Origin of the sequence: Bernardetia sp. MNP-M8, assembly GCF_037126285.1 — a bacterium.
Taxonomy (GTDB): Bacteria; Bacteroidota; Bacteroidia; order Cytophagales; family Bernardetiaceae; genus Bernardetia.
In genome coordinates this window covers 3,002,099-3,027,266 of the sequence record NZ_CP147012.1, presented here as the reverse complement: position 1 = coordinate 3,027,266, position 25,168 = coordinate 3,002,099, and the positions used below count along the sequence as shown (strand labels likewise).

Sequence of the window (25,168 nt, the reverse complement as noted above, 5' to 3'; positions counted from 1 at the left end):
TTATGAATTTTCAACTTAGTATTTCTGAACGAGATATTTTAAAAGATTATCGTAAAAGTTCTTCAGGAAAGAAGGACTATATTCGTTGTACTGTTCTTTTAGGTCTTGACCAAGGTAAGTCAGCAAAGGAGTTGTCAGAGCTTTTAGGTGTTGATTTAAGTAGTGTTTATAATTATGTAAAAAGTTATAATTCCTGTGGTCTTTCTAGTTTTATTTCTTCTAATTATTTAGGTTTTTGGGGTAAGTTGGATAGTTTTGATTTGGCAGATTTAGATAAAGAACTTCGTTCTCACTTGCATAAAAACTGCCAGTCTATTGCTTATTGGATAAAAGAAAATTTAGGTATTGATTACGCTACTAAAAGTCTTCCTAGTTTGATGAAACGTCTAGGTTTTTCTTATAAAAAGACAAAAACAGTTCCTGCTAAAGCTGATAAAGAACTTCAAACTCACTTTATAGAAGATATAGAGGCTTTGATAGAGCGTTTAGATTCAGAAAATGCTGTTCTACTCTACGCAGATGCTGTTCATCCTCAATGGAATACCCGAAGTAATTATGCTTGGATTCCAACAGGAGAGGAAAGAGAAATTAAAAGTAGTAGTGGTAGAAAGCGCATAAATTTGACAGGTACAGTAAACATTCAAAATCCAAGCGATATACTCATTAGTGAATCAGAAACAGTTGATTCAGAGAGTGTAAGAGAATTTTTAGATAAAGTAGAAGCAGCCTATTTAGATAAAAGCAAGGTGTATATGGTCTTAGACCAAGCCTCCTATTTCAAATCTTATTTGGTGCAAGACTGGGTATATGGCTCTAAAATAGAACTCATTTACTTGCCTGCCTACTCGCCTAATTTAAACTTAATTGAAAGACTTTGGAAGTTGATGAGAAAGAAAATAATTGATTATGAATACTACAATACATTTGAAAAATTTAGGACTAACGTCCTTGCATTTTTTGAATATATCGTTGATTATAAAGATGAGCTAGAAACACTTTTAGCACCTAATTTTCACGTCCAATTTTCGAAAACCAATTTCTATTGAGTATAACTTCTGCTAACTCTTTTTCTGAGTTTTGATAAATAAATAATGATAAAAATGCTACCCCAATCCATAACAAAGCAGATATAAAATAAAAAAATGTTTTATTTTTCATAGCGTAATCCCTCCTCTCTGTATTGCATAAATGGTTTTGATTTATGTCCAGATTTCTCTCCCTTAAAAGGCTTCCACTTTAGTTTTAAGTTTTTAATGTCAAAATCCTTTTCATTAATTACTAAAAATCCTTTTTCGTCAAAATAATAATTTATGTTTGTTTCAATTTGCTTTCTTAACTCTATTGTATCTCTATAAGTAGTGAAAGGTGTAACTTCTTGTTGAAAAACATAATAACAATCTTTACAACTTGGATATAATACTTTTTCTATGACAGGACGAAATATAGCGTTTTCATATTTATCAGCCTCTGCAAAATAAACATATTCTTCTATTAACGTATCAGCTGCTTGTACATAAATTTGTGCTAATTCAGCTTTAAAACGAGCCAAATGAATCAAAATTTCTATTCTTCTTCCTTTCAAATATTTGTTTTGTAGTTCTTTATCCGTTTGATTTTCTTCAAAAACATAGTCTTTGTATTTATCAAAGAGGAAGCTATCAAACTGTTTTATTTCCTTCAAATAATCCCTAAAAAGACTTTGTAAATTGAGATTCTGAATAGAGTAATTCTGATTAGAAAATTTATTAAACTTATCATCTGTAAGGTTTTTATTTCGTTCAATTTGAAGGGCTTTTAGGTCTTTATTTGAATCAAACTGCTGCTCGTATTTTTTATAGATTGCTTCCAAACTATCTAATTTTGGAAAAATAGTTAATAGCTTTTTAGGATTTCCCTGTTCTGCAATTTGATTTTTGATACTCCCTTTAATTTTATCCTCTAAATATAAATAACCACTAGAAACATTTTCGCCTCCTCCTGCTGTTGCAGCTAAAAGGTCAAGTGTTTTTTCATCATACTTTTCAGAAAAGAAAGTATCATAGCTGTATTTTCCTGCCAAAAGAAACAAGATAAATAAAGGAATAAGAGGATGGAATAGCTTTTTCATTAAAATCGTATTTGTTATATACCCAATTTAATTAAAAACGAAGCAATCACAAAATAGTATTATTCACTATATTTTTTCCACAAGTCAGGACGACGTTTTTTTGTTCTTTCCATAGCTTGTTGCAATCTCCAATCTTCAATTTTGGCAGCGTGTCCAGAGAGCAACACTTCAGGAACTTCCATTCCTTCCCAATTGGCAGGACGAGTATAAACAGGAGGAGCTAATAAATCATCTTGAAAAGAATCTGTTAAGGCAGAAGTTTCATCATTCATCACACGAGGAACTAATCGAATAATAGCATCAGCTACCAAAGCAGCAGGAATTTCTCCACCAGAAACCACAAAATCACCTACAGAAATTTCTTTAGTGACATATTTTTGGCGTATTCTTTCATCAATGCCTTTATAATGTCCACAGATTATCATTATGTTTTCTTTTAAAGAATATGAGTTTGCCATCGTCTGATTAAATGTAATTCCGTCAGGGGTCATATAAATTATCTCATCATATTTTCTATTGCTCAATAATTCTTCAATACAGGCAGCTAACGGTTCTGGAGTCATAACCATTCCTGCGCCACCTCCAAAGGCATAATCATCAATTCGTCCGTGTTTGTCTTGGCTATATTTTTTGAGGTCGTGAAGGTTTAGAGTTACAATATTGCGTTCTTGCGCTCTTTGTAAAATAGAATGACCAATAAAACTTTCGATGAGTTGAGGAAGGCAACTAATAATATCTATACGCATAATTTTCATATCTAAATCCTATTTTTTTAAAAGTCTTAGTATTTTGGTGAATGAGTTGTTTTGCTACAAAATTACAAATTAATTGCCATTATTGTAATATCATCTCGCTGTTCTTCTTCTTGTCTAAAATTTTCTACATCTTCTAATAAAGAGGTCTTTTGCATAGAGATTGGTAAATGTCCCCATTCAGAAATTTTATCTAAGAAACGTTTTGTACCATACTTTTTACGCTTTTGATTTGGCTGATCTATTAAACCATCAGAAGTCAGGAAAAGCATTGTGCGAGGTGAAAGTGTCAAATGTTTTTCTTCAAAAGGTTTTTTCTTGCGCTGCAATCCTCCAATAGAACGAGAAGTTCCACGTAACTGTATAATTTCTCCTTCTACCTCTTTATAAATAAGTGGTCGTTTTGCACCAGCAAAATCAAGTTCTATTTTTCCATCTTCTCTATATAGGTAGCGAATCAAAACGACATCCATTCCGTCTGTATTGCTTCCTTCCTTTCCTGTTTGTCGAAGTGAAAGACGAATGCTATCATCTAAATGTTCCAACATGTCGGCTGGCGAAGTAATTTCTTTTTCATACAGAATTTCTCTCAAAAGTGAACTTCCTACCATTGACATAAATGCTCCTGGAACTCCATGTCCTGTACAATCTGCAACAGCTGCGTATTGATAGCCATCGTTATAACCAATCCAATAAAAATCTCCACTTACAATATCTTTAGGCTGATAAACTACATAATGGTCTCCTATTGAGCGTTTTATTTCTTTTTCAGTTGGCAAAATTGATTCTTGAATAGTTTGTGCATAACGGATAGAATCTGTTACTTCTTTATTTTTTTGTTCGATTAAATTGTAAGCCTTAATATTTGAAAGAGCAATGGCTGTGGCAGAACCAATAGACTGTAAAAGTAGAATGTCTTGCTCTGAATAATCCATTTCATAGAATGTCTGAACAGTCATTACACCAAATTTATGTCCTTCTGCAATTAGAGGAACATAGATAAACGCATAAGGTAAATCACCCTTTTCTACTTTTATATTTTGTTCTTCAAATTTTTGTTTCCAAACTTTTGCTACATTATTTATAGCAACTGTGTTTTCTGTTTTTAAGCATTCCACAGATGGAAGATGAGTTTCTTTCATTGAGTCTTCATGAGGCTCAAGTTTAGTTCCTTTTTCTATAAAATCATTAAATTCAATCGTATTTTTATTTTCATTTAGAAGACCCACTCCAAAACCTTCTGCTGGCATAAGACCAATTACACGCTCAAAGACTTTCGCTACTAGTTCTTCTGTATCAAGAATAGATGTGATTTCTTGCGTAATATTACTTAACTTTTTAAGACGTTTATTAGAATTTTCTAAAGCACGCTTTTGCTTCATTACTTCTCGGTTTGCCTTCTTGAGATATTCAGCTTGAGAAGCTAATTCTTCTTTTTGATTATATACTTCTTGACTTTGGTTCAGTAGCTCTTGTTGTTGAGCTTCTAACTCTTCTGTTTTTTGGCTAATTTCCTGTGTACGTTCTGTTATTAGTGCGTTTAATTCTTTATTTTTATTTTTTAGATTTTTTTCGTGCAAATAAGTAAAACCAACAGCTATCAAAAATACAAGTCCAATATAAATAACGTATGCCCACCAACGTTGATACCAAGCCGTTTCGACTTCAAAATCCAGTAGAAAAGTATTACTTAGTTCTCCCTCTTCGTTTTGTGCTTGAATCTCTAGTGTATATTGTCCAGAAGGTAGAATTGCAAATTCAATTTTATCTTTTGGCATCCAAGGTGACCAGTTGGTAGTAGAAGGAAGTAAACGGTAGCGATATAACAATGCTTCATTCTTTCCAAAAGCAGGACTTGCCATCTGAACAGAAAAACTACTAAAACCAGTACGTAATTTGTGTTTTTCAAAATTAGAAACTAATGAATCTCCAATTCGTATATGACGTAAAAAAATTTGTAAAGAGTCTTGTTGTATTTTTTGGGTTTGTGTATTGTCATATCTATACAACCCTTCTGAAGTAGCTATCCAAGTAAAAATAGGCTTTTTGATATTATTTTCTTCAAAAATGTATTTTGTATCTTCGTAGATAGAGTAAAACTCAGCAGAGGGAAGATTAAGATGTGCACTTTCAACTAATGTATCATTCTTATAATAGAAAAGTTGTTTGTCTTTTACGACCCAATAAGATTTGGAAATTACATTATCCTGATTTGAATAATGAATAAATTTATCAATCAAAGAAATATCAGCATTGACAAAATCATTTGCCGAAAAATTAGTATTTTCTTTTGTATTATCTAAAACAACAGCAGACGCAAACTCGTTTTTGAGTGTATCTAAATAGTAAATTCCTTTTGATGTAGCTACAAAAAGCTGATTGTTACTTGCCACCAACTGCTTTATTTCTACATTCGGAACGTTAGTTAGAGAATCATACGAAGTTATTTTGTACTCTTTTTCATTGTTTGAATCTACATCAATTTTGATTATTCCTTTATACTGTGTTTCTGCCCAAAGTTGATTACCTTTTATTTGTACAATTCTCTTTAAGGGTTCTTCCAAAAAAGTATCTTGTATTTGATAATAAGAATACATCATTACTTTAAGTCCTTCTGACGTAGAAATATATACTCTTCGTTTATCTGTTTTATCAACCAAAAAATGTTTTGTTTCTATCTCACTTACTTTTTCTATCTTTTTTCTAAGTGGATTCAATACAAAAATACCTGCTTGCCCTGCAATAAGTAAGGCTGAGTTTTTTTCATTATATTGATAAATTTCTAAATCCCATACTTGTCCTAAAATTCCGTCTATATTTTGCCAAATTTGTTTTTGAGTATCATAATAAGAAACTCCTTGTTCGGTAGCTGCATATAAAATATCATCAAAACGGATTACTTTATGTACTTTATTTAACCTGCTTTGTTCTCCAAAATAAGTATAAGACCATGAGGTTTGAATATGAGAAATACCTTGGCTGAGTGCAGCCCACAAATTACCATTTTTGTCTGTGTGAAGATTCCAAACAGATTTATCTTGTAAACCTTTTAGTTCTGAGATTTGATTTTTCCATCTTCCATTTTTATCTATCAATACAATGCCTTCACTAGCTGTAGCAATTGCAATTTGATCATTTTTGAGAACTGAAAGGTGATGAATTTTAGCTTTCTTAAAAAAGTTATTGCGTTCTACTTCAAATTTGCTAATAGTATTTTTAATGACATTATATGTATAAAAATCACCCTCTTTTGTTGCTATCAAAACCACATTTTCAGTATAATTTATTATTCCTGTAATGAGTTCTTGATATAAAAAATGTGTATTTTCTATACTATTGAGAAAGTCATTTTTATATTCAAAAATGCCTAGTTTTGACTCCTGAACATATAATCTTTCATTAGCTACAAAGGCTGATAAAAATGTATTTGCTCGTGGCTGAATAACTTCAAATCTATTGGCAGCATATTTTAATATAAAGTTTTTTGTGAGAAAAAATACTTCTTCATTCAAAACAACTGTCTTCCAAACATCATTAAATTTTCTATATTTTTCTGGAACTTGATTGAGAAGTGAAATGTATTTTGTTTTTCCTAAAGAATCAATGTAAGAATATCCTAAATCATTGACACCACCAATGTACATTTTATCAGTAATAGAAGAGTAACCTAATGAACGCACTACACCAGAACCTCCAATTTTGATGCGTTCCCACGTTTTGCCATCAAAGGAGAGTAAATGAGTTGTATTTCCTACATAGATTACACCATTTTTGTCTTGTTCAATTGCCCAGTTTTGAGTGGAAGCATCGTATTCTTTTGGAGAATAATTTTTCACAAAAAGTAACCCTGCCTCTTGATAAGGCACATTAGGAACATTTTGTGTATTTTGGTCTTGCTTACTATTTTGTTGTGCAAAAGAAAGTGTAGAAGAGAAAATACTGATACCGAGAAAAGTAAAGAACAAAGAATAAAAAAATATCTGTTTCATATACGGTAATAAGTATGGATGTAGAACAGAAAAAAGGAGAATAAGTTTTGAGTTTTTGAAAGATTTATACAAACACTTCAAATTTTGCTTCAATCATGTTTGTGAGCAAACATCAAAATTCAGCTTTGGAAACTCCACACATAAAAAATTGACTGTAATAACATTTATTCTAACCTTGATAAATTTGCAAAAATTCATCTTTTCGATCTCTTGCTAGGCTTGCTTTAAAACCATCATCCATGATAATATAATTTCCTGTTCGGATATACTGACTAATTTTGTTTAGATTAACAATATATGACCGATGCGAGCGAAAAAAACAAGGATTTATTAAATTTTCTTCAAAATATTTTATTTTTTTGGTAACTAATACTCGCTTTTTATCTGAAAAAACAATTTCTGTATAAGAACCTTCTGCAATCAAATACATAATATCATCAGCTTCGACAAACATCAATCCGTCTGCCATTGGAAGTGCAAAACGAGTAATATATTCACCTTTTAAGTTTTGTCTTAGGGTTTCCATTTTTTGATTGTTTTCTGAATTTCCTGTTAGTTGAAGGTGTTTTTCTACTTTTTCGACAGCTTTTTTGAGTAAATCTATTTCTAAAGGCTTCAATAAATAATCTACTGCCGAAACCTCAAAAGCACGGATAGCATACTCTTGATAAGCAGTTACGAAAATAAGTGCAAAGTCAATATTTGTTATAAATTTGAGAAGCTCAAAACCCGAATATTCAGGCATTTCGATATCTGAAAAAACAATATCTGGATTTGTTTTGTGAATAAGTTGAACAGCATCAGGAACATTTTCAGCCTCTCCAACAATATTTATTTGAGGGCAATGTTCTGTCAAGAGAGTTTTCAAAATTCTTCTTGCTCGGAGTTCGTCGTCTATAATTATAGCTTTCATATATTCAGTTGGTAGGTCAAAAGGCTTGCCTTTGACTGCATTTATAAAAATTACTGGATAAATAAGTCAAAGGCGAGCCTTTAACCTACATTATTTTATTCATTAATGGGAATCAAAATTACAATTTCTGTTCCTTTTGCATTTCCATGTTCATCTTTCAAATCATTAATCTTTACTTCGATGTTCTTATTTGAAACAGACTGATTTTTCATAAGCTCTAGTCGTTCTTCTGTGGCTTGAGTGGCAAAAGATTGATGTGTTTTTGCTTTTCGTGCATTTAGTTAAAAAAAATCATTATCTTTAGTTCTACAAAAAATACTTTATATATTTAGCATAATGCTTTACAAAAGTATTTTTTAGGGTGTTTTTCTCCCCCTAAAATTAATAAGTGAGAAAAACTATCTTTATAAAATCATTTTTTATGTGGGAGTTTATAAAAAGACTTATTTTCTCTATTGTATAAATAAGTATCAAGATTTATGATTTAGTGGAAAAGCCTTTGAGTTTTATATCACTTTAAGCACTCTACTATGTAATCATTAAAAAACTTACCTTCTTGAGCTATTTATTAGTTATAAGAAGGTTTTTTTGATAAGTATTTTCTCACTTGGTACAAAGTTATCTTCTCTATTTAACTATAATAAATAAAATCCTTAAAGTGCTGTAAACTACTTATAAGAAATAAAGATAATTAAAATTATACTTTTCTGTTGATTGGAATATTAGTTGGAGTCAGAATTACAATTTCTGTTCCTTTTGCATTTCCTTGATTGTCTTTCAAATCGTTTATTTCTACTTCGATATTCTTATTCGAAACAGATTGATTTTTCATAAGTTCTAATCGTTTGCTTATGGCTTGAGTGGCAAAAGATTGATGTGTTTTTGCTTTTCGTGCATTTATTTCTGCTGATTTTTGTCTTCCTATTCCGTTGTCTGTGATTTTTAGTTGAAGAAAATTCTCGTTTTGTTTTTCTACTTTATCAAATTCTAAAAGTAGTTTTTTCTCTCCCATTTTATGTAAAAGTCCGTGTTTAAAAGCATTTTCTAAATAAGGCTGAATCAAAAGTGGAGGAATTTCAATTTCCTCTAACTGCTCTTCATCAATTTTATTATTAAAAATAATTTCATAACTAAACTCTTCTCCTAATCGCAAACCTTCCAGTTCAATGTATGATTTTAATAGAGGTAATTCTTTCTCTAAACTAATTTTTTCTTTAGAAGAAGAATCCAAAAATCCACGCATCAGCGTTGCAAATTTACCTAAATAATGCTGTGCATTTTCCTTTTCAGAAAGCATGATAAAATCTTGAATGGAATTGAGCGCATTAAAGATAAAATGAGGATTCATTTGAGAGCGTAAGGCTTTAAGTTCGCTGAGTTGTTTAGCTCTTTCTTTTTGTTCGGCTTCCAACTTTAAATACAAACGACGACGATTGACGTACCAGCCACCACCAATAAGCAAAGAAATAGGAGCTAAAAGAACTAATCCTAAAATTGAACGCTGTGCTTGAAGAGAGGATATTTCAGTTTTACTCTTTAGTTCATCAATCGTTTTTTGTTGTTCTAAATCCTTTATTTGTTGTTCTTTTTTTTCAGTTTCATATTTGGTTTGGAGTTCTGATGTTTTAGATAAAATTTCTATTTTACTCAATGAATCACTTAGAACATTAATATTTTCCATATATGTTTGTACTTTATCAACTTGCCCCAAATTAGCATAAACAATAGGCATAAGTTGATATAATCGCATCAACAAATCAGCATCTCCTGTTTCTTTGTTTATGGCTAAATTAATTCCTTGTAAGGCTATTTTTTCAGCTTCTGAGTATTTTTTTAGAGCTACAAGCAAAGTAGTATATGTATATTCTGTCTGTATAATATAATTTGGGTCTTGTAATTCCTTCGGAATAGCTCTAGCTTTATTGATATAATTTAATCCTTCTGTATAATCTTTGATAGAGTAATTATAATCTGCTAACGTAACATAAATATGATGCAAACCAATAGTTGAACCTGTTTCTTGTGCTAATTTTAATGCTCTTTTTGCATATAAAACAGCAGAATCTAATTCATTTATTCCTGTATAGGAACTTGATATATTGATTTGTATTTGCATCAAAAATTCGGGTGATGATTTTTTAGAGGCAATTTGTAATGCCTTTTTTAGATAAAAAAATGCTTGTTTATATTTTCTTACCTTATAATAAGCTAAACCTATATTGGTATAAGAACCTACTAATTCTTCTGGTACATCTAAATGTTCAACAATTTTTACAGACTCTAGATAATAATAAAGTCCACTATCATATCTACTATTCATCCAATGGCTTACACCTACATTATGTAAATCTCTAGAAATGAATATAGAATCACCCGTTTGTTTATGCAAACGAGTAGACTTATCTGCCCAATACATAACACTATCGTGTTTTTGTAAAAGCAATGCGTGCATAATCAACATCGTAGAAGCTGACTGTCCTTTGAGTTTTAAGTTTTCAGAAACTTTAGCAAGTTCCCATATTTGATAGGCAGTTTGTTGTGCTTTTTTAGGAGAAGCATAAAACTGAAAGAAAAATATTTTACCTAATACTTCTGCTTTTGCATCTCCTTGTAACTTTTTTGCAGCCAATAGAAGAGAGTCTATCTGAGAAGCCTTCTGAGCCAAAGCCAACGAAGTAATAAAACTAAAAACAAGCAAGCAAATTAACTTTTTCATAAAATAGAGTAGTAGGTGGAAAATGAGATTTCACAAATATACAATTTCTTAAAATAGCTTAATAGCAATATTGTACCATTTGTGTAATGAAACCTACCATTTATGAAACTAAACATTGTACTTCCTTAGTGATAGCGTAGTTTTGAAACATAATCAAACAAAAAAAGCCAAAAAACTACTACAACTATTAACTTAAAACAATTAGTACAATGCGACTTTTAACAAAAAATTTTCAAATTGCTTTTCTCTTCTTGTGTATTTATCCTGTTTTGCTTTCTAATACAGTTTTTGCACAACAAAGCCAAAACGAACTCTTAAAAAACTTTACAGCAACTTCGCTCAATGTTTTCAAACTCACAGAGCCAAAATATCACAAATACGTTTTTGAAAAAGCCTCCAAACCTTGGCCTATTACCATTGAAAAAAATGGCGATGCTATTTCAAAAGTTGTCATCAACCGAGCAGGTATTATAGAAGAGCCGTATGAACCTGATTTGGCAGAACATCCTGCTTATTTTAAAGACATCAAACACAGAGTTGTATTTATTGATGGCAACTTTTATTACATCAAATGGTCGGGAGGAAAAGCAACTATCAAATATATTTTGTCAGAAAATGAAAGTGTTGGAAAAGACCACGACGAACATATCAGTAAAATAGAAAATTATATCCAAAAAACAGTCGCAGCACAATCTGAAGACCGTGCAGAAATTGCAGCCAATCAAGCCAAAATAGATGCAGCCGAAGCATTAGCTAACTCTCTAAAAGGAAAACAAGTAAAAAGTATCGCTCTAAAATGGATTAGCGATAAAAATGAAACAGGGCATTTGGTAAAAGTAAATTACGGAATTGAGACAACTCTAGCAGATGGAAAAATTCTCAAAACAAAAAATCTAGGAGGGAAAATGCCTTGGGACGACTTCAAAATCACTGTAAAAGGTGGATTATTTGGAGAAGAAACAATTACCATAGCAGAAAATGCAGATGTAATTCCGAATGATAATCTTGTAGTAAATGTTCAATCCAAATATCAATCAACTATAAAAACTACAGCAAAACTTCCAGTACATTACAATACAGGTTTACATGTCAATTATTTTGGAGAACGTGGAGGGGTTGTTCATCTGACTGTTTCGGCAGGATATAGAGGAGGAAATGGAAAAGATGTAATTGTTTCTGTAAAAGCAACCACAACAGGAAATGGAGAAAAAGTCAATCAAATAGAAATCAAAGATGCCAGTTCAGGACAAGTTTTGAGAAAATTAAAAATGAGTCCGAACGCTCCTCTTACGCTCAATCTGCAAGGTGGAAGTGGAAGTTATGGCAGAGATAGCACACGAGGAGGAAATGGTGGAGACGGTGGAGATGTAACAATCATCAAAGACCCAAGTGTGACAACATTCAATTATACCATTAATAATCAAGGAGGTAATGGTGGAAAACACGAAAATCATAGTCCTTATGATGGAAGAAAAGGTTCAAAAGGCTCTGTAAACCTTCGTAGCTCTTCAGTCAGTTTTGGCTGGTAAACCAAAATAGCCTTTAAAAAGAAAGCCAAGAAATATCAATCTCACTTCACTCTTATTGGTAGTTTCACCAATACTGATACACTTTTGCTGTTGTTGGTGTCCTCACCAACGACATACTAAATTTATTTATCTCAATTTAATTCAAAAATCAAATGAAAACTCTTTTTTTATCTCTTTTAATGATGGCATGCATGATGAGCTTTTATAGTAATCAAAGTGTAAAAACTACAAATCATTCTATCAAGATTGAAGCTACTGTTGCTCCAAATGCAAGTTCTTTCAAACTCATAAATGACACAGGCAGCAAAATCCGTATTCATACAGGTTCGGGTGTGGTGAGTTTGAATAATGGAAGCTCTACAAGTATTAGCTGCAATAATGGGAGAAAAATATATACTGCTCCAAATGGTAGTAAAGACGATTTTATCTTTGAAGTAGATGATAGTATGTGTGGGAAAACTGTCAAACTTTCAAAGTATTTATAATCAAATCAACTTGAAAAATAAAAGAATCATCAAATTTCAACTTAATCCTATTTTTCAATAACAACAATTTTAGTTCTGTATCTAATTAGAAAAACCATTTTAAATTATATCGTACTACTTAAAAAAAAAAATATGAAATTAGTCAATTTATTCAAAACAGCTACACTTGCTACAGCAATGTTTTGTGCAATCGGAATTTCAAATGATGCAAATGCACAATTTGGAAAAAAACTCAAAGAAAAATTAGCTAAAGCAGCAGCAGCAGCCGAAGGTGGTGGGCAAGTTGCTGGGCAAGCAAAAAAAGCAAAAGAAGCAGGTGACCCTTATGGCGAAGATTTTTCAGATGATACAGGAACTTCAGGAACATACACAGCCTTAGACGGAGTAGAATTTGAGAATGCAATGGGTGCAAAACGTCGTCAGAGAATATTAAAAATGAAATTTACTGGACGTGATGGCGATAAATTTGTAAACAAACTAGAAGTTTTCTATAACAAAGAGGGAGCTAAGTACGAGTTTACACTCAACGATAAAGAAACCAAAAAATTAGGAGCAAATGTATATCGTTATGGTAGCTTTCAATCTATTTGGCTTATAGAAGTAGAAGAGGGTGTTCTAATAGGCTTGAACAACAAAAGTACACATAGATATGAGCTAGATGGTAGTGAAACAGTAACTGACGTTTTTGCTAAAGATGCTGCCAAGCTAGAAGTGTATGACATGGAAACTGGTCAAGCAAAATTTGAGCAAATGATGAACAAAGGCAAATCAAAAGAAGATGAGAAAAAACGAGCGCAACTGATGGAATACAAAGCCTATAAAGAAAATGTGGGTAAAGTAGTTTTTGTAGATAGTTACACTCGTTTCAATTATAAATATGGAGATAAGCCAACAGAAAACCCTAGTAACTTCATCAAAACAAGAGATATGGGAGATGATATTTTCTTAGGTGCTTACTTCAAAGAAAAAATTGGGACAAGTTGTGGCTCTGACTGCCAGCTAAATATTGTTTATGAAATGAATGGTAAAAAAGGCGACCGTGTAGCACTTCGTAATTCTACTGCAAAATGGAATAAAATGATTTCTGCTAAAAAGAAAACTGATATTTTTTGTTACAATAGTGGTCATCAAATGATTTCTTCTCGTGAAAACATCATTGATTATGCTTTTATGTACACATTATACCAAAACAAAGCTGAGTTTAAAGAAGGACAAACTTACAAAATGACTGTAAAAATGTATTCTAATAATGATGGAAACAACGAAGCTGAAATTGCAGAAGGAACAATCAATTTTGTTTATAAAGCAGCCAAAATGGAAAAGTGGTTTAAGCAGTTCAGAGAATGGTATGATGAATAATTCAAACCATAAGCTTTATAAAAACATAAAAAATAACTCGCACACGTAGTAGTAGCGAATCTATAAAGCCATTATAATTTTTATGATGGCTTTTTTTTAAAAATTAAAAAAAAATGTAAAATATAAAAACATTATGAAAACTACTAATCTAAAATATGTATTTGTAACTGTATTATTTTTTTTAAACATTCAAATCCAAGCTGCGACTATCTATGTAGATGTTTTCGCTACAGGTACTAATAATGGAACTACTTGGACAGATGCCTATACAGACTTGCAAACAGCTATAACTCAATCCACTTATGGAGATGTTATACGTGTTTCTGAAGGAATATATACAAAATCAAGTTCTTACACACTAAAAGATGGAGTCAAAATTTATGGAGGCTATCCTAACTCTACGAGTATTCCATTTTTAGCCCAATATCCTCATCATAGGAATTCTTTAAGAAATTCCAAAAATTATATTACAACTATGACTGTACAGTATCAAAACCCTGTAATACTGAATTCAGGAACTAGTTTAGACAGTCAAACAATAGTAGATGGAGTTAAAATTAGAGGCAAATACGCACTCAATATAGGGAGTAGTAGTGTATCCAATGCTACTATTACCCCTCTATTTAATTCTTGTGATTTTGAAGGAGATTATTCAGGTGGCGATCCTACCTCAGTACCAATAGGAATAAATATTAATGATCTAATTAATCTAGTAAAACCATCTTTCATAAATTGCACTTTCTCTAACTTTGGTCTTGGTGTAAAATTAAATAGTTCAATAAATTCTACAAATGCTCCTCAATTTATCAAATGTAAATTCTTTAATCTAGAAACTGGCGTTGTAATAGGAAATAATGTAGGAAATATTCACCCTCTTTTTGATAAATGTGATTTTTATGATATAGATAATGTGTTATGGCTTGCATTAAGAGGTAATACTTGTTCTACAGAATTTGAACCTTTATTTTTAAACTCTATTTTCTATAATAATGAAACTATATTATTTACAGATCAAGGATCTACTTGTGATGATATTGCTATTAAACTTTCGAATTGTACTTTATTTGATAACGGAACTTCATTCAGATACCCAATTTACTTTTGGAAAAATCCATCATTTTCATCAACCATGAATGATACAAATTCTACCAAAGCCTTACGCTTAGAAAACTGTATTTCTTGGAATAATTTGAATACAAATGGAGATTTAATGTCTATAGATAATGGTATGTATGTTGAAATAGAAAATACCTTATTAGAAGCAAATTCTTCATTTTCTAACGGAACTAGCTCAGACCCAGTTTTTGTAATTCCGAACGGACATCCAACTATCAACCGTGTTAGAGATTTAGGAAATTGTATATATAACCAAAATCCTATGTTTGTAAATCCATCTACAACAGGAATTCCTAACCTAAAGTTACAAAATACATCACCAGCTCGTAATGCAGGAAATAATACATTTATTCCAACAGGAGTAACTCATGATTATGGAAATACTTATAGATAGGCTGTTCAATCAAGGTCAAAAAGTTCCCTAATTTTTTGACCTTGATTTAAGCAACATTTTTCATTATTTTTTTCAACTTTAACTCTTTGCATTTTATGTTTTCTAACGCATTTTGAGTTTCTTCTATTGAAAAAGCTCTTCCAAAAGTAGCTATTGTAAAAATAAATTCAGTTAAACCACTTCTGCTGTTGAGATTTATTTTAGTTTTAAATTTTCCAAAATAACTCTCAATAATATCAGAACTACAAAGAATAAATTCCTCCTTCAAACTCTTACTTTTGTTTTCTAAATTATTCAAATATAATTTAGCGTTCTCCATAAAAACTTTTGCTTTTGGGTTTAATTTGTCTCCTGCTTGAGACTCAATAAGTAGCAATTTATTAAGAATATTTTTCTTTTGTAAAACTCCAAATCCTGTAGTTTTAAGCTCTTGACAAACCATTTTAAATACTTTTTCTACCTGTATTAGTCCTTTTATAAACTCCTCTTTTTCTTTCAAAAAAAGAACTTGTTCTTGAACACATGAGGGTAAATTGTCCCAATTTTGTACTATTTTTTTTGCCCAATTAACACAAGGAAAGATATTTGCAAAACGCATTTTTACCCTCATAGAAGGAGGCATATACTGACTATTATCTTTACTTAAATTCCATTTTTGTCGTAATTGACCGACAAGGTTACTAAATAATTTGAAATCAGCATCTTGATGATAAAGTCGCTTTAAATGATTAGCTAAAATATGAGTACAATCCTCTATATGGGTATAATTCAATGATTTATAAGCCTTTTTTAAGTTAGTACCTTCATCACTAACAATATATTTTATTTTTGTTTCAGAGGCTATTTTACTTAATTCTTTCGCTATTTGTTCGCCTCTCCATTCGTTACCAATTTCTACTGCCAAAACTTCCATATCACTATGAGATAAACTTCGGTTTTTAGGAATAGCATCTACTGAAACACCTAGTAGCAAAAGTATTTTTTCACTACCAAAACTAATACTTTCATCCACATAGACCACATACTCGCTACTTTGGTTTTCTGTGTGTTCAAGACGATAAGCTCCACATTTGCATAACCAATTACGGATACTGCTATGACTTGGTAATTTGCCTTGTAAACCAAAACAAAGATGTAAGCAAACTAACGTATGACGACAACTGCGTAAACTCATACCACCATATTTATATAGTTCTAGTACAAAATTGACTACCTGTAAGCTATACTGGTGTCTTTTTGCTTTTTTAGTAGACAAGTTTAATTTGCCTTGTAATTTTTCTGCTTGATATTTTTTTTTCCAAGAATCTCGGCTATCTAAGAGTTCTTTAATACGACTTTTTAAATAGTCGTTTTCTTTTCTGCGTGCCATAGCTTTGGATTTCCAGTTTTTTATCCTATATTCATACTGTCGTTTAGACATATTCCTCGGTATTTTTTGTTGTGTAGTAACTCAAAAATACGAGGAATTTTTTTTATAGTTTGTACAGCCTAACTTATAGAATAGTAGAATCAATAGTGGATATGGGTGCTTATGAGTTTTGTCCTTGGGCTGGTACTTGCAGTGGTAGTAATAATGGTGGGGGACACTTGCCAGTAGGAGGTTTAAAAATAAAGCAAGACCAAAATCAGTCTTTTAAAGAAATAAACATCTATCCAAACCCTGCTACTAACATTCTAAATATAAAATCAGAATCAGAAATTGTATCTATATCTCTTCTAAATGTTCAAGGACAAGAAGTAAAAAGATGGAATGCTAAAAATGAATTATATATTGGAGATATTCCTATTGGACTCTATTTATTAAAGATTAATACCACAGAAGGAACTGAACAGGTTCGTATTATAAAGGAATAAGAATGTAATTTTGGTATTCTCAAAAGAATTTTAAAAGCCATTATAATTTTTATGATGGCTTTTTTTATAATTCAAAATTAATTGTCATTTCTCACTCTATCTCTCACTTCCATCAGCGCAAAACCTAATAAATTTAGTCCTCGCCACGTATTTGGATTATAGATTTTGTTAGAATTTTGAGAAAGACCAATTCCCCAAATTGTATCCATCGGACTTGCCTCAACAATAATTTTAGTTCCTGTCCCAATTAAAAACGATTTATATTCTGGGTCAGAAAATTTATGATAATTTCCTTCTACAACAATTTTAGAACGATTTTCTTTCCAAATTTCATCATTGAAGTTTTGCACTTTTCTACCTAGTTTTTTGGCTTCGTTTGGACTTTTTGCTTTCAAAATTTCTTCTAAAGTAGCTGTGTCATCAAATAAACGAGCTTTTTCTGCCATCATAAAGTGTTCTGCTGTGGGATAAATTATTTCATTCACAGAAAACTCCTTTTGCCACCACTGACTAAAAATAGTTTTGCTAAGACTTCCATCAGGAGTTGGTTTGTGTCCCCAAAAGAATAAATAATCAAAGTTTTTATCTTGTTTTTGCAAGTTTTCGTATTCTGAAATGAGCCAAGAGAGAGAGTAAGCCATAATTTTGTTTTTTGAATGAATATGTTTTTGATAGAATAAAATAGAACACACCTTTTTCAAAAGAAATTCATTTATCACTTATAAATTACCATTAGGTTTTTTCAACGATTACTTGAAAACGAAACGCCCATTGCCACTTTATTCTGTAGTTTGTTATTTCTGCTTTTTCTAAAATTTTGATTAAATCTTGTTTTTTGAAGGCACGCAAAACAGAAAGAGGAGCGTCATTTTTGACTAAATACGAGCCATTAAAAAGACGAGTTAGAAAATAAATGCTGTAATAAGCAATTGGATTTCTATGCAAATCATTGATGATAAAACCTTTTGAAGTGAGTTTTTGAATATTTTTAAAAATCAAAACAAGCTCTTCATCTGTAAAATGATGACAAAAAAGTGACATCGTAGCCCAATCATATCTATTTTCATTCTTTGAATCAATATCAAAGACGTTTAGCTTTTCATAACTAATTTGAGGAAAATTTTGTGATTTATTTTGAGCATAATTTATCATAAAATCATTGGCATCAATTCCTGTCAATTTTGCTTTGATATTTTTTTTCTCAAACCATTTGGCAATCTGACGAAGCGTATCACCTCCTCCACTTCCAATGTCGGCAAGAGTTACCGTTTTTTGATTTTGCTTTTCTTGATTCTTACTTATTTTATTTTCTTTGTAAAGTGTATCTAAAGCCGAAGTCAGAACTTTATATCCTCCTAAAGTTGTGTTTATGAATTCTAATTCATCAAGGTTTTTTTTGAGGTCTTCGGAAGCGAGATTTAAGTCATCCATTAATTCCTTTTTGTAGGAACGAGTTTTGAAGTTCATTTTTGTAATTTATTTTTGTTGGTGTCGCTTCGCTAAAACACCAACAAAGGCAGTGTGTCAGTTTAATCTAAACTATTGTCAGAGTCTGATTACAGACTACTGACAAAGTTTGAGCGACTTTTCTATCAAAGTTAGGTAAAATTTAGACTAAAATTACTCTCCCAAATCAGCTACACCATAAACGCCACCAAATTGTTTACACCAAATAATTACATAACGGTACTGTGTGATTGAAATCTCAGAAGAAACATTGATAGTTTGAGAGCCACTAGAAGAGCGTAAAGAAGCCAATTCTACTGCACCATTGACACTATTATTAGTATCTCCTAAATATACTCTCAAATCTGGAGGAGAAGAAGACGTAGAAAAATCATCTCCCAACACAACTTGCAAAACCTCGTTCTCAATACGAAGTTTTACACTTCCCGAACCTCTATTTGTAAATGTTCCTTTGCGTATTACTTGTATTGTTGCAGGACTGCTTTGGATTCCGTCGACTGTTGCTGTAATATTTGCTGTTCCATAGTTCTCTGCTGTAACTTGTCCGTTTTCTACAGTTACAAGTTCTATGTTACTGCTTGTCCAAGTAGCTGTTTTTCCTGTAATTTCTTGTCCCAAATTATTCTTTACAGAAAAATCTAAACTTGCCATTTCTGTCAATGTAATTTCTGTATTTGATGGAGTAATTGTTATGGTAGCTACTTGATTATTATCAGTTACGACAGTCAAAAGTGCTGTTGCTTCTATGGTTTGGTAGGTTGCTTTTATAGTTGTCTGTCCTGCTGAGAGTCCTGTTGCAGTTCCTTGAGGTGTTACATTTGCGATAGTAGAATTACTACTTGACCAAACAATATCAGAAGGAGTAGAAACTATATTTCCCATATTATCAAAAAAAGTAGCCGTAAAATTGGCTGTTTCACCAATAACTATGCTTTGAGAAGTTGGGGAGATTTCCAAACGTTCAGGAATCTGTATTGGAGAAACTTCTTCTGTTTTTTTATTACAGGAAACGAAAAGAAGTAAAAAAATGCCTAAAAAGGCAATAAAATGAAGTTTATTCTTAAATAAAATTTTGAAAAAATGAAGTAATTGCATTGAGATTGTAAGATTTAATAAAACAAAAATTATTGATTAAAAATTTACGCTCTCCCCTTATTTTTAGTTGTTAGAATTATTTTTTGAGTTAATTCCAAATAAAATTATTCATATTTTTTTATAGTTGAGTTAAAAACAACAAATAATTAACAAATTTTAGCATATGTGATAAAACGCTAAAGAAATACTAATTCATTTTGAGTAAAAGTGCTTGTTTTGCATTATTTCAATAAATAGTTAGGAATTATAAGTTAATTAACTTAACTTTAAAACTCAATATTAATAAATTTTACTACCTATTATTTTTTATTCCCTTATTATTGTTATAAAAATTTATTATGAAAAAGTTAAGTGTGCTATTGTTTATTCTTTCATTTTTAGTGTTCAGTTGTGAACTCAAAGAAGATGAAACTGAAGTTTTATTAAATCGTGATACCCAAAAAAACAAAAAAACCTCTTCTTCTATTCAAATAAGCCAAATGAGCAGTACTGATGTGGCAGGAAATTGGGCAGAAACTGAGATTAATTACATGACAAATAATGGTTATATGTCAGGTTATACAGACGGGACATTCAGACCTGCTAATAATGTTACACGAGCTGAGTTTGCGACAATGATTGTCAGTTGTTTGAATCCAGCACCAAAACCTGAAAATGCAAATCTTAGTTTTTCAGACATTAGTGGGCATTGGGCAGAACAAAATATTCTCAAAGCTGCAAAAGCAGGTTATTTGTCAGGTTATCCAGATGGAACTTTTAAACCACAAGAGAACATTACCAAAACTCAAACTACTGTTGCTATTGCCAATGGTCTTAATGTGAGCGGTGGAAATGTTAATTCTTTACCTGCTTATTTTGATGATTATTCTCAAATAGCGACTTGGGCAAGTACAGCCATAGCAAATGCAGTTCAGAATAAATTTATTATTAATTATCCCGATAAACGTAAATTAGAACCAACCAAAAATGCTACTCGTGCTGATGCAACTTCACTTTTATATAGAGCAATGATGTTCAAAAACATAGCTCCTAATTATCAAAATGCTTATTTAGTTACCTTTGGTCTAACTTCTACGTATCAAAATCCTGCAACAAAAGGACAAGCAGTTACTTTTGCTGGAAAAGCTGCAAATCTTACTTCTGTTAAGTTTTATGTAGATAATTTTTTATTAAATACACTCATACCTTCTAATTATGCTTATTCATTTGACTATACATTTAATGGAGTAGGTACAAATAGAGCTTTAAAAATTGAAGGTTATAATGGAAGTACGCTTGTTACGACTCAAAACAAGACAATTACTATCAAAGATGATGTAGTTTTAATTACTTCTCGCCAGCAGTATGATGTCGCAGTAGGAACAACAGTATGGAAACTTTCGGGTAGAAATGGATTTTTCTTTGAAAATGAAATGACAATCAATGCTGATGGTTCTCCTAATGCCTACAATCCTAGCAATACTGGTTTAGATTATTTAGCCAATGCTGGTTATCCAGGGAATTGGTGGGGAATTGCTACTAATTCAAGTGGAACTCCTTACATTCAACGTTCTTTTGAGCCTACTCCAGGGTATTATGTTTCTACAACAGCAATGGTAGATGCTAGATATACTGACCGTGAACCTCGTAGATATGCAAATTCTGAAACGATTCCATTTTTAGTTTTGCCAGCGAGTAAAGCTATGGGAGCAAAGTTAGGCGATTTTGGAGTGGTTTATAATCAAAGAAATGGTAAGTTTTGTTATGCTATTTATGCCGATGTAGGACCAACAAATCATTTGGGAGAAGCATCTATTAAAGCAGCCGAACTATTAGGAATCAATAATAATCCTAAAAATGGAGGGCAATCTGGTGATGTAGTTTATTTAGTGTTTCCAAATACTCGTATAACTAATGGACAAATTCCGACCTACCAAACTATCCTAACAGAAGGAGAACGCAATTTTAATGAGTGGGGTGGAATTGCTCAATTAGAATATTTTTATTAGGATAGTAGATAACTTTGAAAAAACAGACAATTAAATTAAAGTTTTCTTTTTTGATATAAACTCTATAATTACAAAACGTAGTTATAGAGTTTTTTTGCTTAGATATTTGTTACGACATTTCTATAAAATATTAATTCTTGCTAACTTTTTTGGCTAAAAATGGTTATTTTTGCTAATTGTACAACTGTATGACAGACTTCCCAGTCTGTCTAAAAACGATAAATATAAATTCAAACAGACAGGGATGTCTGTTTTACATAATTCAAAATATAGATTATTCCCAAAATGCCCACTACCACAGAAAAAGCCCTCACAAAAGAAGAAATAGCAGCAAAAGAAGCAGAAGAAAAGCGAGTAAAAGAGTTAGAAGGTTATGATACCAAACAAAATATTGTCATAAAAGGCGCACGAGTAAATAACCTCAAAAATATTAGTCTTGCCGTTCCAAGAAATAAACTGATTGTCATTACTGGCGTTTCGGGTTCTGGAAAATCGTCGCTTGCCTTTGATACACTTTTTGCAGAAGGGCAACGTATGTATGTGGAAAGTTTGAGTAGTTATGCACGTCAGTTTTTGGGTAGAATGGAAAAACCCGATGTGGATTGGATTCGTGGCGTTTCTCCTGCTATTGCCGTCGAACAGAAGGTAAATACTCGTAATCCACGTTCGACAGTGGGAACGACGACAGAAATTTATGATTATCTAAAACTTCTCTTTTCAAGAATTGGAATAACCTATTCGCCTATTTCTGGAGAGATGGTAAAGAAAGATACTATTTCTGATGTAGTAGATTTTATTGAAAATTATGGAGATGAGCAGACGGAAAGCAACGCAAAATATATGATTCTTGCGCCTTTAGTAATTCCTGAAGAACGAACTTTTGAAGAACAATTAAATATTCTTTTGCAACAAGGTTTTACAAGAATAAAAGCAGGAGAAGAGGTCATTTTTATAGAGCAATTATTACCAAAAGAAATTGACCCAGAAGCACAAAGTGGGAAAGACCAAACCGAGCAGAATTTGGAGAGCTTTTTAGAAGAACACAAAGGCGAAAGCCAGAAAGATTATTTAGAAGAAAAGAAAAAATTAAAAAAGGCAGGAAAAAAGCCAACAAAGAAAGCGACTAAAGCAAAAGAACCTATTTCAAGACTAACAAAAGAACAACAAGCTGAACTCAAACGTCTTCAAAAACATACGCTTTACATACTGATTGATAGAGGAGTAATCAAAAAAGGCGACGAACAAAACCGTTTCCGTATTGCTGATTCTGTTCAAACTTCATTTTATGAAAGTAAAGGAGATTGTGTTGTGGAAATTTATCAAAAAGGAAAAGAAGTAGAAACAACGAGTTTTTCAGACCGTTTCGAAGCCGACGGAATGTTATTTGAAGAGCCAAATATCAATTTTTTTAGTTTTAATAGTCCTTATGGGGCGTGTCGTACGTGTGAAGGATTCGGAACGGTTTTGGGAATTGATGATGACTTAGTAATTCCTGACAAAACAATGTCGGTTTATGAAGGTGTAATTGCGCCTTGGAGAACGCCAAAAATGAGTAAATGGCTTACTCCACTTATCCAAAAAGGAATTGATTTTGATTTTCCGATTCATCGTGCTTATCAAGATTTGACAGAAAAACAGCAACAACTTCTTTGGACTGGAAATAAATATTTTAAAGGATTAGATGAGTTTTTTGAAGATTTAGAAAAAGAGAGTTTCAAAATTCAATATAGAGTTTTGTTGTCAAAATATAGAGGTAGAAGAGTTTGTCCTGACTGTTTGGGAACACGTATCAGAAAAGAGGCTGGTTATGTAAAAATAGGCGAAAAATCAATTCAAGAATTAGTTTTACTTCCTTTAGACGAACTCACTCAGTTTTTCCAAGAAGTAGAGCTTACAGAACATCAAGAAAGCGTTTCGAAACGAATTTTGATAGAAATAAGAAACCGTTTGCAATATCTCAACGAAGTTGGTTTACAATATCTGACCTTAAATAGAAAAACAGCAACGCTTTCAGGTGGAGAATTTCAACGCATCAAACTAGCTACTTCGTTGGGTTCTGCTTTGGTGGGTTCGATGTATATTTTGGATGAGCCAAGTATTGGACTTCACCCAAGAGATACACAAAACTTGATAAAAGTATTAAAAAAACTGCGTGATTTGGGAAATACAGTTATTGTAGTCGAACACGAAGAGGAAATTATGCGAGCTGCTGACCAAATTATCGATATTGGACCTGATGCAGGAGCGCATGGAGGAAATCTTATTTTCCAAGGAACTTTAGAAGAATTGGAAAAGGATTCGGAAAGCTATACAGCAAAATATTTGCGTGATGAAATGCAAGTAATTGTTCCTCAAACGCCAAGAAAATGGAATGAATATATTGAAGTAGTAGGCGCAAGAGAGCATAATTTAAAGAATATTTCGGTCAAATTTCCTTTGGGGGTTTTGACGACAGTTACAGGTGTTTCGGGTTCTGGAAAATCTACTTTGGTGCGTCAGCTTTTATATCCTGCTCTTGCCAAACATTTGGGAAACCACAATGATGAGAGTGGAAAAATGGATAAATTAGACGGAAATTTGAAGAAAGTAACGAGCGTAGAAATGGTCGACCAAAATCCGATTGGTAAATCTTCTCGTTCTAATCCAGTTACGTATGTGAAGGCGTATGACTACATTCGTGCGCTTTTTGCAGACCAACCTATTTCAAAACAGCGAGGTTTTACGCCTGCTTATTTTTCGTTTAATGTGGAAGGTGGACGCTGCGAAACCTGTCAAGGCGAAGGAAAAATAAAAATAGAAATGCAGTTTATGGCTGATATTTATTTGACGTGTGAGTCATGCAAAGGAAAACGTTTTCAGACGGAAGTGTTGGAAGTAGAATTTGGTGGAAAAAATATTGCTGATGTGTTGGATATGACAGTTGATGAGGCTTTGATTACCTTCAAAGATTCCAAACCGATTATGGCACGTTTGCAACCTTTGCAAGATGTCGGTTTGGGTTATATTCAGTTGGGGCAGTCTTCCAATACGCTTTCAGGTGGAGAGGCGCAGCGTGTAAAATTAGCTGCTTTTCTTACCAAAAGTGCTAGTGATAGAGCCAACCGAGAACATATTTTATTTATTTTTGATGAACCTACAACAGGTTTGCATTTCCACGACATTTCGAAGCTCCTAAAATCTATCAACGCACTCATCGAACACGGACATACGGCACTTGTCATCGAACACAATGTAGAGGTTATTCGTGCAGCCGATTGGGTCATTGATTTAGGAAAAGAAGGAGGAAAAAATGGTGGACATCTTTGTTTTGAAGGAACACCGAAACAGCTTTCTGGTTTGGAAGGGAATTATACGGGGGAGTTTTTGTAATCTTATATTATTTTCTTAGATTACAAACATGTTTC

At 32.1% G+C, this 25,168-nt stretch carries 17 protein-coding genes; 8 read left to right on the top strand and 9 right to left on the bottom strand.

Features of this window, described 5'->3' with window-relative positions:
• Positions 1-2 precede the first annotated feature (2 nt).
• On the top strand, positions 3-1,046 hold the full coding sequence (locus V9L04_RS12415) for an IS630 family transposase (RefSeq protein ID WP_338790132.1): 1,044 nt from the start codon (positions 3-5) through the stop codon (positions 1,044-1,046).
• Positions 1,047-1,147: 101 nt separating this feature from the next.
• On the opposite strand, the gene V9L04_RS12410 is transcribed toward V9L04_RS12415, so the two are convergent.
• From V9L04_RS12410 to V9L04_RS12390, 5 genes are all read right to left on the bottom strand, one after another.
• The gene (locus V9L04_RS12410; protein WP_338790131.1) at positions 1,148-2,107 is read right to left on the bottom strand and encodes a hypothetical protein; all 960 of its coding nucleotides are present in this window, start codon (positions 2,105-2,107) and stop codon (positions 1,148-1,150) included.
• Between the two features lie 59 nt (positions 2,108-2,166).
• On the bottom strand, positions 2,167-2,853 hold the full coding sequence (gene trmD, locus V9L04_RS12405; RefSeq protein ID WP_338794199.1) for a tRNA (guanosine(37)-N1)-methyltransferase TrmD: 687 nt from the start codon (positions 2,851-2,853) through the stop codon (positions 2,167-2,169).
• 71 nt (positions 2,854-2,924) lie between these two features.
• Positions 2,925-6,848: a SpoIIE family protein phosphatase gene (locus V9L04_RS12400; RefSeq protein WP_338790130.1), complete on the bottom strand. Its 3,924-nt coding sequence runs from the start codon at positions 6,846-6,848 to the stop codon at positions 2,925-2,927.
• Positions 6,849-7,017: 169 nt separating this feature from the next.
• Positions 7,018-7,761, bottom strand: a complete 744-nt coding sequence (locus tag V9L04_RS12395) for a LytTR family DNA-binding domain-containing protein (protein ID WP_338790129.1) — start codon at positions 7,759-7,761, stop codon at positions 7,018-7,020.
• Positions 7,762-8,458: 697 nt separating this feature from the next.
• Positions 8,459-10,477 carry a histidine kinase gene (locus tag V9L04_RS12390; protein WP_338790128.1) on the bottom strand — a complete coding sequence of 673 codons (2,019 nt, stop codon included), beginning with the start codon at positions 10,475-10,477 and terminating at the stop codon, positions 8,459-8,461.
• Between the two features lie 209 nt (positions 10,478-10,686).
• Here V9L04_RS12390 and V9L04_RS12385 point away from each other — a divergent pair, with 209 nt between their 5' ends.
• From V9L04_RS12385 to V9L04_RS12370, 4 genes are all read left to right on the top strand, one after another.
• Positions 10,687-12,006: a hypothetical protein gene (locus tag V9L04_RS12385; RefSeq protein WP_338790127.1), complete on the top strand. Its 1,320-nt coding sequence runs from the start codon at positions 10,687-10,689 to the stop codon at positions 12,004-12,006.
• A 152-nt stretch (positions 12,007-12,158) separates the two neighbouring features.
• Positions 12,159-12,491 carry a hypothetical protein gene (locus V9L04_RS12380; protein WP_338790126.1) on the top strand — a complete coding sequence of 111 codons (333 nt, stop codon included), beginning with the start codon at positions 12,159-12,161 and terminating at the stop codon, positions 12,489-12,491.
• A gap of 132 nt (positions 12,492-12,623) precedes the next feature.
• Positions 12,624-13,850 (top strand): hypothetical protein, encoded by a 1,227-nt coding sequence (locus V9L04_RS12375; protein WP_338790125.1) that lies wholly within the window; start codon positions 12,624-12,626, stop codon positions 13,848-13,850.
• A 133-nt stretch (positions 13,851-13,983) separates the two neighbouring features.
• On the top strand, positions 13,984-15,360 hold the full coding sequence (locus V9L04_RS12370; RefSeq protein WP_338790124.1) for a hypothetical protein: 1,377 nt from the start codon (positions 13,984-13,986) through the stop codon (positions 15,358-15,360).
• Positions 15,361-15,406: 46 nt separating this feature from the next.
• Here V9L04_RS12370 and V9L04_RS12365 read toward each other — a convergent pair whose 3' ends face one another.
• Positions 15,407-16,780, bottom strand: coding sequence for a hypothetical protein (locus tag V9L04_RS12365; RefSeq protein ID WP_338790123.1), 1,374 nt, complete (start codon positions 16,778-16,780; stop codon positions 15,407-15,409).
• A 59-nt stretch (positions 16,781-16,839) separates the two neighbouring features.
• On the opposite strand from V9L04_RS12365, the gene V9L04_RS12360 reads away from it, so the two are divergent.
• A complete protein-coding gene (locus V9L04_RS12360) occupies positions 16,840-17,214 on the top strand; it encodes a T9SS type A sorting domain-containing protein (protein ID WP_338790122.1) in 375 nt (124 codons plus the stop codon).
• Positions 17,215-17,291: 77 nt separating this feature from the next.
• Here V9L04_RS12360 and V9L04_RS12355 read toward each other — a convergent pair whose 3' ends face one another.
• The 3 genes from V9L04_RS12355 to V9L04_RS12345 all read right to left on the bottom strand — a co-directional run bounded on the left by V9L04_RS12355 (position 17,292) and on the right by V9L04_RS12345 (position 19,776).
• Positions 17,292-17,855 (bottom strand): NADAR family protein, encoded by a 564-nt coding sequence (locus tag V9L04_RS12355; protein ID WP_338790121.1) that lies wholly within the window; start codon positions 17,853-17,855, stop codon positions 17,292-17,294.
• Between the two features lie 91 nt (positions 17,856-17,946).
• Positions 17,947-18,681: a methyltransferase domain-containing protein gene (locus V9L04_RS12350; protein ID WP_338790120.1), complete on the bottom strand. Its 735-nt coding sequence runs from the start codon at positions 18,679-18,681 to the stop codon at positions 17,947-17,949.
• Between the two features lie 153 nt (positions 18,682-18,834).
• Positions 18,835-19,776: a DM13 domain-containing protein gene (locus tag V9L04_RS12345; protein WP_338790119.1), complete on the bottom strand. Its 942-nt coding sequence runs from the start codon at positions 19,774-19,776 to the stop codon at positions 18,835-18,837.
• Between the two features lie 338 nt (positions 19,777-20,114).
• On the opposite strand from V9L04_RS12345, the gene V9L04_RS12340 reads away from it, so the two are divergent.
• Together V9L04_RS12340 and uvrA are read left to right on the top strand one after the other, a co-directional pair.
• A complete protein-coding gene (locus V9L04_RS12340; RefSeq protein WP_338790118.1) occupies positions 20,115-21,764 on the top strand; it encodes an S-layer homology domain-containing protein in 1,650 nt (549 codons plus the stop codon).
• Positions 21,765-22,049: 285 nt separating this feature from the next.
• The gene (gene uvrA, locus V9L04_RS12335; RefSeq protein ID WP_338790117.1) at positions 22,050-25,133 is read left to right on the top strand and encodes an excinuclease ABC subunit UvrA; all 3,084 of its coding nucleotides are present in this window, start codon (positions 22,050-22,052) and stop codon (positions 25,131-25,133) included.
• Positions 25,134-25,168: the final 35 nt, after the last annotated feature.